The organism is Candidatus Chloroploca asiatica, assembly GCF_002532075.1.
Classification (GTDB): domain Bacteria; phylum Chloroflexota; class Chloroflexia; order Chloroflexales; family Chloroflexaceae; genus Chloroploca; species Chloroploca asiatica.
This window is the reverse complement of record NZ_LYXE01000163.1, coordinates 1-14,631: the sequence shown is the minus strand read 5'-3', so window position 1 is coordinate 14,631 and position 14,631 is coordinate 1. Positions and strand designations below refer to the sequence as shown.

4 protein-coding genes are annotated in these 14,631 nt (G+C 64.6%); 2 read left to right on the top strand and 2 right to left on the bottom strand.

Annotation, left to right across the window (positions count from 1 at the left end; genetic code table 11):
• The first annotated feature begins 69 nt into the window (after window positions 1-69).
• Both A9Q02_RS19625 and A9Q02_RS19615 read left to right on the top strand, forming a co-directional pair.
• Window positions 70-6,030: an IPT/TIG domain-containing protein gene (locus tag A9Q02_RS19625; protein ID WP_141509069.1), complete on the top strand. Its 5,961-nt coding sequence runs from the start codon at window positions 70-72 to the stop codon at window positions 6,028-6,030.
• Between the two features lie 805 nt (window positions 6,031-6,835).
• A complete protein-coding gene (locus A9Q02_RS19615; protein WP_172451171.1) occupies window positions 6,836-13,534 on the top strand; it encodes a CARDB domain-containing protein in 6,699 nt (2,232 codons plus the stop codon).
• Between the two features lie 147 nt (window positions 13,535-13,681).
• Here A9Q02_RS19615 and A9Q02_RS19610 read toward each other — a convergent pair whose 3' ends face one another.
• Both A9Q02_RS19610 and A9Q02_RS19605 read right to left on the bottom strand, forming a co-directional pair.
• Window positions 13,682-14,056: a hypothetical protein gene (locus A9Q02_RS19610; protein ID WP_097654770.1), complete on the bottom strand. Its 375-nt coding sequence runs from the start codon at window positions 14,054-14,056 to the stop codon at window positions 13,682-13,684.
• A 212-nt stretch (window positions 14,057-14,268) separates the two neighbouring features.
• Window positions 14,269-14,631: DUF2726 domain-containing protein (locus A9Q02_RS19605; RefSeq protein WP_141509067.1), on the bottom strand; the 363-nt coding region annotated here is incomplete at its 5' end.

Genomic DNA, 14,631 nt, shown 5'->3' with positions numbered 1-14,631 from the left:
AGCTATGGAATGCGTGGTCGTGGCGTTGGCACGGAGCTGACCGGGCGGCCCGTGGAAGGGGAGGATCTCATGATACATCGTCGTTTCCTGCCGCTTGTCCTGGTTATCCTGTTTGCCCTGGGGGTACCGATGCTGGTGCCCCAGGCTGCGTCGATGGCTGTGCCACCGGTGCTGGAGGCAGCACCGGTGCCATCGTTGCCGGTCGTACCGGAGCAACTGCGTCTGGATCTGCGCCCGCCGACCGCGCTCGGACTCAGCAATACCGCGCTGCCACAGGTGGTTGCTGGTGGTCATACGACCTGTGTGATCAATGCCGCCGGGCAATTGTCCTGTTGGGGGGCATGGTCAGGGATACCGGAGGATCTCGGTCTGGTCAGTCAGGTTAGCGTGGGTATGATTGGTGAACTGTGTGCCGTGATGACCACCGGATTACTACGCTGCTGGGGGTATAGCGGCTATCCGGTGCCAGATGATCTGGGGCCTGTCAGCCAGGTGAGTGTAGGACATCAGTATGTTTGTGCGATAACAGAGGCCGGTGTGCTGCGTTGTTGGGGGGATTCTTTTTATGGTCAGGCGACCGTTCCGGACGACCTCGGTCTGGTCAGCATGGTCAGCGCGTTCTATCGTCACACCTGTGCGATAACAGTGGCTGGGGAACTACGCTGTTGGGGTTTGAACAATGGTAGGGATGGTAATTTCACAGGACAAGCGGAGGTGCCAGAGGATCTGGGCCAGGTTCATCAGGTGAGCGTGGGGATGTGGCATACATGTGCGATCACGACTGATGAAGAGTTGCGCTGTTGGGGTGCAAACGAATATGGACAGAGTACAGTGCCATCTGCGCTTGGTGGAGTTAGTCGCATTAGTCTAGGGGATTTTCACACCTGTGCTCTAACAAACATTGGAACAGTACGCTGTTGGGGTTCAGACGAGTATGGACAAATTACAGTACCCGCTAACCTTGGAACAGTCAGACAGCTCAGTGTAGGTCGGAATCACACCTGTATAGTAACATCCGAGAATACTGTACGGTGTTGGGGCTCCAATACTTATCGGCAGCGTATCGTTCCCACCGATCTTGGGTTGATCAGTCAATTCAGTGCGGGAGCTTGGCATGCTTGTGCAATTACGACAGCAGGTGAGCTTCGTTGTTGGGGTGCAAACGACTATGGACAGAGTACAGTGCCTACCAACTTAGGTACAGTTAGTCAGGTCAGCGCGGGGGTGCATCATACCTGTGCTGTGACGACTGATGGGGAAGTGCGCTGCTGGGGGTATAACGGCTATGGGCAGAGCGCAGTGCCGAACGATTTGGGTTTGGTTCAACAAGTGAGTGCAGGTCGTATTTTCACTTGTGCCGTAACCATTGATGGGGAAGTGCACTGCTGGGGCTACCCCGGCGTTTATGATCCGCCAGATGATCTCGGTTTGGTTCGCCAAGTCAGCGTGGGTGATGAATATGCTTGTGCGATCACCGTTGGTGACACGGTACGTTGCTGGGGTATGAATCAAGCTGGACAAACTACGGTACCCCCTGATCTCGGTTTAGTTCGTTATATCACAACAGGCTCAGTGCATCCATGTGCGATCCTGACAAATGGCTTGTTGCGTTGTTGGGGGGAGGCCCCTATGGTGCCTGATGACTTAGGAACGATCAGCCTACTAAGTTCAGGGTGGGGAGGTCACACATGTGTCGTTACGGACGATAACGAACCTCGTTGTTGGGGGCGAAATGAGGACGGCCAGAGCAGGGTGCCAGCATCAATTGGCACGATCAGTCAGTTTGGTCTAGGGCATTCTCACACCTGTGCGATGACCACAGACAGCAATTTGCGTTGTTGGGGATCAGGCGCGGGTGGTGTAACCTCTGTGCCACGTAATCCATACATGGTGCGTCTGGCTAATGTCTATGGGCGAGCCACACTCAATGGTACTGGACTCGCCGGAGTTCAAGTGTCTGAGGGAATGCAAACTACTTTTACTGACGCAACAGGTAATTACACTCTCACAGATGTGCTCCAGCGTCCAATTGTGCTCACTCCAATGTTGGTTGGATATCGCTTTGTTCCCGCAACCCGGACGGTGGTTCTTACAGAAGATCTTAGCCAACAAGATTTTATGGCGGTGGTGCAGACCTACACGGTAAATGGGCGGGTCACGAGCAACGGCGTTGGTCTGGCGAGTGTCACCGTCACAGATGGCACGCGCAGTGCCGTCACCAATGCGAGTGGTGATTACACCCTCTTTAGTGTCCCGTATGGGACACATGTCTTGACTCCAACACGAACGGGCTACACGTTCACCCCACCCACCCGAACGGTCAGTGTTACGGGCAATCTTGAGGGACAAAACTTTACGGCAACGGCACAGTCTTTCATTGTCGCAGGGCAGGTGACGCTCGATGGTGTGGGCCTGGCAGATGTCGTCATGACCGATGGGACACGCACGGTGACCACGACCGCCACCGGGTTCTACACCTTTACCGACGTCCCGTATGGAACGTATGTTCTGACCCTCTCACGGGAGGGCTATGCCTTTACCCCACCTACGCGCACCGTCACCCCCACCAGTGATCTGGTAGGTCAGGACTTTACGGCTGCTCCGCTCACGTTCTCGGTCGCGGGGCGTGTGACGCTGCAAGGTGTGGGCCTGGTGGATGTGGTGATCAGTAATGGGACGCGCACCGTCACCACAACGGCGAGTGGCGACTATCTGCTCACGGACGTACCGTATGGGACGCACGTACTGACGCCGACGCGGGAGGGCTATACCTTTACCCCGCCAACCCGTACGATCCAGGTCACCAGTGATCTGGAAGGCCAAGACTTTGCCGTCGAGGTTGAGGCCTATATGATACGTGGACGGGTGACGCAAGCGGACGGCGGGGTGCCTACTGGACAGCAGAACGAGACCCGGTCAGCAGCAACAAGTGCGGACGGTCTGGCCGGGGTTTTGGTGAGTGATGGAACCCGCAGTGCAGTGACGGATGCCACCGGAGCCTATACACTGACAACTGTTCCCGCAGGTATCTGGACGGTGGCGCCTGCCCTGGCGGGGTATACGTTCGCCCCACCAGCGCGTACCGTGACGGTAACGGAAAGCATCGTTGGACAAGACTTTACAGCGACCCTGCTCACCTTCCCGGTGACGGGGCGGGTGACAGTCGATGGGGTGGGGTTGGCGGAGGTGGTGATCAGTGATGGGACGCGCAATGCCACGACGGATAGCACGGGCGCGTACACGCTGACCGACGTGCCGTATGGCACGCACGTGCTGACGCCAACGCGGGCGGGCTATGCCTTCACACCAGTGGCACGGACGATCACGGTAACGGAGGCGCTGGCGGGCCAGAACTTCACGGCGAGCCTGCTGACCTTCCCGGTGACGGGCCGGGTGACGGTGGGCGGGGTGGCCCTGGCGGATGTCGTCATTACGGACGGCACACGGAATGCCACGACCGATAGCACGGGGGCGTATACGCTGACCGAGGTGCCCTACGGCCCGCATGGATTGAGCGCAATGCGGGCGGGCTACACCTTCACGCCAGCGATCCGCACGGTGATGGTCACGGAAGCCCTGGCAGGCCAGAACTTTGCGGCGACGCGGCTCACCTTCCCGGTGATGGGGCGGGTGACGGTGGATGGCGCGGGGTTGGCGGAGGTGGCGATCACGGACGGCACGCGTACCGTAACCACAACTGCGGCGGGGGCCTACACGCTCACGGACGTGCCGTATGGAACGCACGTGCTGACGCCGACGTTGGCGGGCTATACGTTCAGCCCGGTGACGCGGACGATCTCCGTGACCGAGGCGTTACGCGATCAGGACTTCGCGGCGGCGCGGCTCACCTTCCCCGTGACGGGCCGGGTGACGGTGGGCGGGGTGGCCCTGGCGGATGTCGTCATTACGGACGGCACGCGCAGTGCCACGACGGACAGCATGGGCGCGTACACGCTGACCGAGGTGCCCTACGGCACCCATGTGCTGACGCCAACCCTGGCGGGCTACACCTTCACCCCGGTGGCACGGACGATCACGGTGACGGAAGCCCTGGCGGGCCAGGATTTCCAGGCGACAGCGACCACCTTTACTGTGCGCGGGCAGGTCACAGCTGCGGGTACCGGTCTCGGTGGGGTGACGATATCGGATGGGACGCGGCAGGTCACTACGGCAGCCGATGGCTCCTATGCGCTCGGTGGACTCCCGGCGGGGACGTATACGCTGACGCCGATCCGCACTGGGTATACCTTTGCGCCGGTGACCCGCACGATCACGGTACCGGGTGATGAGGCAGGGCAGGATTTTGTGGCCTTCCCCGATGGCCCGGGCAATGAGGATTTGGTACAGGCCGTGACGCCGCGTGAAGGCCCGGCCGGGCAGACCACCCGCGTGACGGTGGAGGGGCACGGCTTTGCCCTGGCGCCCCCGCCCAGCGCCCGGTTGGTGGGCAGCGCCGGGTCGTTTGCCTTAACCGAGCTCACGAGTGAGACGACCACCCGGTTCGTGGCGACCGTGCCCGCGACCCTGCCGCCTGACACCTATGACCTGGTGGTGACCTCGGAGGGGCGCACCGGTACGTTGCCGCGTGCCTTTACAGTGCTGGCGCTCACCCCAGAGGTGCGCGAGGTGGTGCCTGCCGCAGCGTTTAACGATGAGGCGACGGAGATCCTGGTGCGCGGGGCCAACTTTGCCGCTGGGGCGGTGGTGCGCTTGGGGACAACCGACCTCGCGACCATGCGCATCAATGCCACGACGCTGCTGGCGGAAGTCCCGGCGGGGCGTGACCCGGCCGTCTACGACGTGCTCGTGCGGCATCCCGGCGGGGCACAGGCGACGTTGTCGGCGGGCTTTACGGTGCTGGAGGCGACCAGCAGCACCTTCGATGACCTCTTCAGTCGCAGCGATGACCTCTGGGTGAGTCCGGTGGTGCCGCAGGCGCAGACCCCGTTTGACCTGGGTTTGGTGGTGCAGCGCAGTGGGGGCAAGCAAACGCTCACGGCGGTGCCGGTCACGTTCCGGCGTGACTCGGTGACCGGCCCGGTGCTGGGCACGGCCACGGTGCCGTTCCTGGATCCAGTGGCGAGCAGCGAGAGCACGACCCCGCTGAGCGTCACGCTGCCGACGGCGGGCTTGGTCACGATCTATGCGCTCATCGATCCCGACGGCACGCTGAGTGAGAGTAGCACGGCGAATAATGTGGTCAGCCGGACGTTCCTGATCGCCACGCCAGCGGCGGATCGCACCCCGCCGGTGGTGACCGCCATCGGTGTCAACGGGGGGCGCCAGACCACCGTGGTGACGTCGGAGGTGACGCTGGACATTCGTGCGCTGGATCCGGGTGCCACGGCCAGTGGGGTGCAGGCGGTGCATCTGATTGAGTACATCTACAACGTGGGGGCGCAACGCTGGGTGCCGGTGGCGAGTTCGGGATGGTTGCCCTATGACGCGACCCCGACGAGCTACCGCTGGTCGCTGGTGGCCCAGCCCGGCCTGCACTACCTGCAAGTTCGGGCGCGTGATGGCGCGAACAATGTGTCGGTGGGGCAGGCACGGCAGTTGCTCAATCTGGAACTGCCGACGGATCAGCTGCGGCGGGGACAGACCCGGATCTATCGCTATGCGGTAGAGGCGGGCCAAGAGTTCCGGGTGAATCTGGAGGTGCTGGACGGGGATGCGGATGTGTACGTCTGGTCATCGGATCCGCAGCAATCCGCGTGGGTGAGCAACCTGCCGGGCAGTGCGGCGGAGCAGGTGGTCATCCCGGCAGCGGCGGTGGTGCCGGGGCTCTACCAGGTGGAGGTCTACGGCTACACGGCGGCCACCTACCGGCTCAGTACGTCGCTGGGCGCAACCCAACCTGCAATGACGGCGGCGGCGCTTGGGGGACTGGCCGACGCGAAAGCGCTGCCGACAGCCCCGCTGCTGGCGGTGGACGCCCAACCCGACGAGCGGGTTGGCAGTGTCCCGCCGTTCGACGATGGGTTCGTTGAACCGGGCTACCGGGTGTACCTGCCGCTGACGTTGCGGTAACATGATCACCGAGAGCCACCCTCAGGTGGCTCTCGGTGATCATGGGCGTGCGCTAGGCCTGGAATGCGCAGTTGACGCGGCCCCACGGTGCCCAGCGCAAGGGCACCGTGGGGCCGCGTTGGCATGGGGCGGTGCCTGTGACGCGACCACATGCAGCACGGCCTCATCATGGGTCACCTCGACACCAGACGGGGTCGTCAGAGTTGACCCGGTCTCCGTTCCCCGCTCCGTCAGCCCCAGCGTCAACCTCGTGCTCAACCCCAACGTCGAGCCCTGCAACCCCTGCGTGGCCCCCAAAGCCAGCTCCTGCGCCCGTGACGCAGGGGTACCACGCAGGGGCCAACGTTGCGGCTCGCGCAGCCCAGCGAGGCGTTTTGCCGCATCAGGACGCGGTGCAGGCGTGAGTGAGCGACCGTACACTTCCGCACGTAGCGTCATCCAGCCCCTCCCCGGTGGCGCGTGCGGTGGGTGGGGTAGGTAGGCGATCATCAGCGGGTTGGTCTAACGCCTGCGCTGATGACGGTGCTCGGCGTCGCCTACGCTGACGGTGGCCCCGGGTCAGCGGCGCGTGGCCGTGGTCGCGATGATCATTCGCTGCCTGCCGAGGCGCTGCGTCAGGGTGGGGGCGAGGTTTCCCTGGCGCACCCACCGGGCTACGGACGTGGTGGGGGCAGGGCGTGCGGGATGGACAGGGCCAGGCCACGCCCGTGGGTGACTCAGCCGCGTGCCTTGGTGGTGATCCCGCAACGATGCGCCAAAAGCCAAGAGTCAAACGGGGCATCTGGGTACCAATAGGATGAAAGCTATGGACTGCGTGGTCGCGGCGTTGGCATGGGGGCTGACCGGGCGGCCCGTGAATATGGAGGCTGTTATGCGCTATCGTCGTTGCCTGCCGCTTGTGCTCTTCATCCTGGTCGCCATGATGCTTCCGTTGCTGCTTCCCCAGGCGACCGCTATGGCTGCGTCGGGGATCGTTGTATCAGAGTCAGCGGCTCCGCCGTTGCCTGTGGTGCCGGAGCCGCTGCGCTTGGATCGGCATTCACCGATGGCGCTTGGGTTCAGCACCACCGTGCTGCCGCAGGTGATTGCTGGTGAAGCACGCACGTGTGTGATCAATACGGTTGGTCAATTGTACTGTTGGGGTGGCTATTCTGCTGTGCCGGACGATCTCGGCGCGGTCAGCCAGGTTAGCGCAGGCGTGGAGCACACGTGTGTGGTGACAGTGGATGGAGCGCTGCGCTGCTGGGGGGACAACTTCTTTGGCCAGGCGACGGTGCCGGACGATCTTGGCGCGGTCAGCCAGGTCAGCGCGGGTGCGGGTCACACCTGTGCGGTGACGGTCGGTGGGATGTTGCGCTGCTGGGGTGGGAACAGGGACGGTCAGACGACCCTGCCGGATGATCTCGGTGCGGTCACTCAGGTTAGCGCGAATTGGAACGCCACATGTGCGGTGATGTTGGGTGGAGCGCTACGCTGTTGGGGCTACCACATCTACGGCCATACGGATGTGCCGGATGACCTGGGTGCGGTGCGCCAGGTGAGCGTGGGCAGTTCTCACACGTGTGCGGTGACGGTGGACGGGGGAGTACGCTGCTGGGGGATGGTCAATTCCAACCAGACGTCGGTGCCGGACGACCTGGGTGCGGTGCGCCAGATAAGCGCGGGTGGGTGGCATACCTGTGCGGTGACGGTTGATGGGGCGGTGCGCTGCTGGGGGGCGAACTGGGATGGCGGCCAGGCGACGGTGCCAGCCGACCTCGGCGCGGTCAGCCAGGTCAGCGCGGGTGGCGTTCACACCTGTGCGGTGACGATGAATGGGGCGCTGCGTTGCTGGGGTTCTGATGAGGCGGGCCAAGTGACCATACCAAGCGACTTTGGGGGGGCGGTCAGCCAGGTCAGCGCGGGATCGGTTCATCATACCTGTGCCGTGACGGTGGCCGGGGCGCTGCGCTGCTGGGGCTGGAACAGGCACGGACAGGCAATGGTGCCGGACGACCTCGGCGCGGTGAGCCAGGTCAGTGCGGGTGGGTCGCACACCTGTGCGGTGACGACGGATGGGGCGCTGCGCTGCTGGGGAGAAAACTCGTACGGCAAGGCAACGGTGCCAGCCGACCTCGGTGCGGTCAGCCAAGTCAGCGTGGGATGGACTCACACGTGTGCGGTGAGGATGGACGGAGTACTGCGCTGCTGGGGGGCGAACACGGATTGGAATGGCAAAAATATTGGCCAGGCGACGGTGCCAGCCGACCTCGGCGCGGTGAGCCAGGTCAGCGCGGGTGCCTATCACACGTGTGCGGTGAGGATGGACGGAGTGCTGCGCTGCTGGGGGGCGAACACGGATTGGAATGGCAATGATTCTGGTCAGGCAACGGTGCCAGACGACCTCGGTGCGGTGCGCCAGATCAGCGCGGGAGATGCGTACACGTGTGCGGTTACGGTAAACGGGATGGTGCGCTGTTGGGGGTACAATGATGTCGGCCAGACGACAGTGCCGGGGAACCTTGGCGCGGTGAGTCATGTCAGCGCGGGTGGACATCACACGTGTGCGGTGAGGATGGACGGGGTGGTGCGCTGTTGGGGGTCGAACACGGATTGGAGAGGCAACGATTCTGGTCAGGCGACGGTGCCGGATGACCTCGGTGCGGTGCGCCAGGTCAGTGCGGGTGGGTATCACACCTGTGCGGTGACGACGGATGAGGGATTGCGCTGCTGGGGGTGGAACGAGTACGGTCAGACGACGCTCCCGCGTGATCCGCTGGGTGAGGGTGGGTCGTCTTCAGGGGTGACGTTGACCACCAGTGCGACGATGGTGGCGGTTGGCAGCACGGTGGACGTGGATGTGCGGGGCGCTCAGCCGGGGCAGCATCTGCGGCTGGCGTTGGGGCATGGGAGCGTGGGGTTGCTTGCGGAGCCACTTGGTACCGCCGATGCCCAGGGGCGCTTCCGTACCACGCTGACATCAGCGGTGCCTGGCCTGGTGCAGGTGCGCCTCGACGATCCCCAGCACGGTCAGCCGCTTGCGCCCGTCGTCATGATCACGTTCACCGCTCCTGGGATCACGCCGACGGATGGGCCGGTCGTGATTACCCAGGTCAGTGCTCGTCATCCGCTTGATGGACGCTATCTCGCAGGGGTGTCGGTGCCGAACGAGATCGCGGTCAGCGTTGACTGGCGCGGCACCACGCCGAGGTGGGTGGTGTTCCAGCTCAATGGCGTGATGATGACGATCCCAGCGACGGCGACCTCGGTACGCCATACGCTCGATATGGGCCGTGATCTGCGTGACGGCTTCAATAGCCTAGAAATCGTGGCGGTGAATGCGGCTGGGCAACGCTCAGCGGTCGTGAGCGCGATGCCGTTCTCCTGGCCGATGCCGGTCTGGATGAACGGCTTAATCGCGACGCGAGGGGCCGCCATGCCGTTCATGGTTGGTTCGACCAGGGGGGAGATGCAGTATGAGTGGAACTTCGTGTACCCCCCCTACGCGTTTGACCTGGGTGCCCCTGGGTTTGGGGGGGACGCGGCGAAGATGAGTTTCAAGCTGGACTTTGAGGCTGGGGTCGGGATCCCGCTCTCCTGCATCGCTCCCATTACCGTGGATGTCGCTGGTGGGCCAAAAGCAACCTTTGGGATGTTTGATCTCAAGGCCACGCTGAAGGCAAAGGGCTCCTTCACGGCGAAGCCGCTTGGCCTCTGTGTCTGGGAACTGCCCCAGGGTCGCTCAACGGTTGAGCTCAAGGCCACCACGACCCTCTGGAAGAAACCGGTCGTGGTGCTGGTGGGGTATCTGGAGCCAACCATCGGCACCACGCTGGATCACGCGATTACGTCCTTACGCTTGGAAGACTATCTGAGTGCGACGTTGGGTGAAGTCTATCTGGATGGCAAGCTCGCCCTCACGGGGTCAACCGGGACGCGCCTGCTGGCCACTGCACCCTACGTGCAACTCTATGACCTGGAGGTCGGGGGCCGTCTTGGCTTGGAAGCGGGCTACCGCCTGGAAAATCCGGTCGCTGAGGTGAAGCTTTGGGCGGGAGCCGATGGTGGCCCGACCTTCCGACGTCCGGGGCCGCTCGCGTGGACGGCGGAGGGTCTCACGTTTGATCGGGTGGAACTGCGTGGCGAAGTCGGGTGGAGTGTGCGCTCTGGGTGGTTCGAGCGGAAAGATAGTGGAACGCTGACCTGGCGCTATCCGGAGGTCGGGCAGGCGGCGCTGGCACCCCTTGCGCCTGAGCTACCGCCCTTCCGCCTGATCCCGGCGGCCACCCCGATGGTGTCGCCGCTTGCCACGAGCAGTCCCTTGCGCGCGTTGCCGTCTGGGGCGACCCTGGTCGCCACCCGGGTCTATACCTATGCCGAGACGACGCTGGCAGCCAGTCCACGCGATGAGACGGCCCTGATGGTTTGGGTGGAGGCTGATCCAGCCAAGTCGCTGGGGCAAGCCCATGAGTTGACCTTCAGCCGCTGGGATGGGACGGCCTGGACCGCCCCGGCGGCCCTGACCAACGATGACCGGCTCGATGGTGCGCCCCAACTCGCCTGGGCTGGTGATGGGCGGGCCGTCGCGGTCTGGCACCGCATGGGGGCCGTCCTTGCGCCGGAGGCCATCTGGGATGCGGCCACGGCGAATCAGGTGGAGATCGCGACCGCGAGCTTTGATCCCGCCACCGGGCAGTGGTCAGCCCTCGCCGCCCTCACCACCAACGCCGTGCTTGACTTTGCGCCGCAGCTCGCGGCGGGGCGCGATGGCACGCTCCTGGCGGCCTGGCGGCAGAACAGCGCGGGCGTGTTGCAAGGCGATGCGACCAACCCCGATACCGTGATGACCGCCTTCTACCGTGATGGGTGGGCCACCCCGGCCCCGGCGCTGACGGACATCCCGGGATTGGTTGACTATGCCGTGGGCGTAGGCGATGGGCATGCGACCCTCGCCTTTGTGCAGACGGCGTTGGCGACCGGGGCGCAGACCCCGACGCTTCAACTCTTCACGACGAGTTGGACGGGAACGACCTGGGCGGCCCCGGTGCAGCGAACCGATGATACGCGGGGCCATCGCATGCCGCAGGTGGTTTACGACGCGGCCAATGAACCGGTGCTGGTCTGGTTGAGCGATGGGCACGTCCGCTCGCTCCACCTGGTGAGTGGGGCAACCAGTAGCATGCCGCTGCCGGAGGGTCAGAGTATTGATCGCCTCCGGGTGGTGCGCGATCCGGCGGGCAACCTGCTGCTGGTCTTCAGTGCGCAGGCCACGCAGCGCGACCTCTTCCTGAGCGTGTATGATGCCACCGCGCACCTCTGGGGCCAACCCCGTCCGTTGACGGCCAATGCGGATGATGAGGTCTACCTCGCGCCGACGCTCGATAGCCACGGGGATCTCTGGGTGGGCTATGCCGCTACCGCACGTGACCGCCAGGAGCAGCAGGTCATGCTGCCGAGTGCGACGACCCCCGTGACCTATACGGTTCCCCGAGACGGGGGCACGGATCTGATCGCCCTGCGGCACGCGCTGGAGCGCAATCTCACGCTGGCCGCTGATGGCCTCAGCGTCTCGGCGACCCATCCCGATCCGGCGACGACGGTTCAATTCATGGTGGTCGTGAGCAACACCGGCGATCTCGCGGTGCATCCGGTCGAGGTGGCGCTCTATGCAGGAGACCCGGAGGATGGGGGGACAGAGCTTGGGCGGCAGCAGTTGGCCGAGCCGTTGGCGGCGGGCGTGACGGCGACCGTGCGCTTTGACTATCGCGTCCCCAGCAGTGGGGGCAGGCAGACCTTCTTCGCGGTCGTCGATCCAGCCAACCGCATCACGGAAGGGGACGAGACCGATAACCAGGCGTCACTGCCCGCCTTTGGCCCCGATCTTGTCCTGCTGGAGGCGGTGAGCGAGCCGTTGAACGGGGATCAGGGACTGCTTCAGGCCGTGGTGCAGAATCGCGGCACCACGCCGAGTGGGGCTGCCACCCTCCGCTACACGACGGGGACAGTGACGCGTACGCTGGTGACGAGTGACCAGGTACCGCCCCTTGCGGCCGGAACGATCTACACGATCACCACGCTTTGGGACAGCCGTGGGCTGGCGGTTGGCACGCATACGCTCACCGCGACGGTGACGCTGGACGCGGAGCCTGACGGTGCGCCTGACGACCAGACCCTGGCGGTGCAGGTCGAGCGCGGGGGCGATCTCATGCTCACTCCGGCCACGCTCTGGGTCGAACCGCTGGCGGAAGGCGGCACGCAGATCCGGGCGCTCGTGTATAACGTGGGGGCCGTCGCGATGCAGAACGTGCCGGTCAGTTTCTACCATGACGGGACGTTCACGGAAGAGGCGGAGCTCTTCACCGTGACCATTGCTGAGATTCCTGCGGGTGGCTACGCCATGATCACCGAGACGACGACCGTGCCGCTGCACCAGGGGGTCTATGCGCTGGCGGACCCAGCCTTCACGCTGAACGACATCAATCGTAGCAATAACCTCGCGATGGTGCTGCTCGCCTTTGAGTTAGCCTTCCCGGTCAGTGGGCAGGTCACCCTGGAGGGCGTGGGGTTGGCGGATGTCGTCATCACGGATGGCACGCGGACGGCAACAACGGATCGTACCGGGGCGTACACGCTGACCCAGGTGCTGTCAGGCACACACGTGCTGACGCCGACGCTGGCGGGGTACACCTTCACGCCGGTCACGCGCACGGTCACGGTGACGGAAGCCTTGGGAGGCCAGGACTTCGCGGCGACGCGGCTCACCTTCCCGGTGACGGGCCGCGTGACGCTGGATGGCGCGGGGTTGGCGGGGGTGGCGATCACGGATGGCACGCGTACCGTAACCACAACTGCGACGGGAGCCTACACGCTCACGGACGTGCCGTATGGGCCGCACGTGCTGACGCCGACGCTCGCGGGCTATACGTTCAGCCCGGTGACGCGGACGATCTCCGTGACGGCAGCACTGACCGGCCAGGATTTTCTGGCGCAGGCGGCGACGCCCGTGACCTTCCCTGTGACGGGCCGGGTCACGGTGGGTGGGGTAGGGCTGGCGGATGTGGTCATCACGGACGGCACGCGCACCGTGACGACCACGGATACTGGCTTCTATGTCTTGATGAGCGTGCCGTATGGGACGCACATGCTGACCCCGACGTTGGCGGGGTACACCTTTAGCCCGGCGACGCGCATGATCACCGTGACCGAGGCGTTAAGCGATCAGAACTTCTCGGCGACGCTGCGCACCTTCCCGGTAACGGGCCGCGTGACGGTAGATGGCGTCGGCCTGGCGGAGGTGGTGGTCACGGATGGTACGCGGAGTGCCACGACGGACAGTACCGGGGCCTACACCCTGCTCAACGTACCGTATGGGCCGCATGTGTTGACGCCGACGCGGGCGGGGTACACCTTTGATCCGACAACCCGGTCAGTAACGGTGACGGCAGCGCTGGCAGGCCAGGATTTTCTGGCACAGGCTGCTACGGTGCAAAGGTCACGGGTCTATCTCCCCCTCGTGCGCCGCTAACCGTTTCGCTGCGGATGCGGGCAGGGCGATCTCCGCCCTGCCCGCATCCCACGGCCTTGTCGGGTCTACCTGCCGGGTTCTCGCTCCCCCGGCTCGGCGAGCCACGCGGGGGGATCTGGTGCGCCCAGGCGCCCAGGCTGGCCGCTGTCAGGGTTTGAGCGCCAGGATCGCCGGGCCGTTGGCGACGGTGTCGTAGACGGGCAAGGGGACGCCAGCATGTTGCCGGGGTTCCTGGGTCGCATCGTGATCATCCGGGGTGCCGACCCAGACAGCGAGCCAGCCTTGGGGCAGGTCGCCGTCGTGCGCCGGGGTCTGGATCAAGTCAGGGGTATCGGTGGACGGGCGCGGGTTTATCCGTATGCGCTGACCTGCTGGCGGCATGCGTGTGCGGGCTTGCCCGCGTGCGCCGTCAGCCCCAGCGTCAACCTCGTGCTCAACCCCAACGTCGAGCCCTGCAACCCCTGCGTGGCCCCCAACGCCAGCCTCTGCGCCCGTGACGCAGGGGTCCCACGCAGGGGCCAACGCTGCGGCTCGCGCAGCCCAGCGAGGCGTTTTGCCGCATCAGGACGAGGTGCAGGGGTGGGCGAGTTGCGGCGTGTTTGCGCCCGCAGCGTCATCCAGCCCCTCCCCGGTGGGGCGTGCGGTGCGTACGGGTGAACGTGGGTGGTGATCACCGTGTTATCCCGTCGCCTGTGACGAAGGCTCACGTCATCAGGGGAAGGCTCGACATGGCGCTACGCCTCACCCGCTTCCAGGTGTGTTCCACACCTTGGGCAAAAGCGTGCGTCTGCGGTGAGTTCAGGATGACAGCCAGGACAGACGTGTTGCTGCGGGGCAGGTTGTGGTCGCTCCGGCTGAGCCTGGCTTGGTACCGGGTTGGGGCGCGGTGTGGTGTTCCCGGTCGTGCTCGTGGACGCGGCACGTTGGGCACGGGGCGGTGCTGGCATCCGGGCGGTCGCCCTGATCTGGGCGGCAAGCTGTTCGCAATCATAGGAGCGTTGCCAACGGACACGCAAGAGGGGCAACCCGATCGCGGCAAAGGTCGTGTCCACAAAGGCGTCCCGTTCCTGGCGATCGCGACGCTGATGCGACGCATC

Excerpts from the sequence above, each read along its gene's own strand:
- A9Q02_RS19625 (WP_141509069.1), top strand. The coding sequence starts at position 70 with ATGATACATCGTCGTTTCCTGCCGCTTGTCCTGGTTATCCTGTTTGCC.
- A9Q02_RS19615 (WP_172451171.1), top strand. The coding sequence starts at position 6,836 with ATGGACTGCGTGGTCGCGGCGTTGGCATGGGGGCTGACCGGGCGGCCC.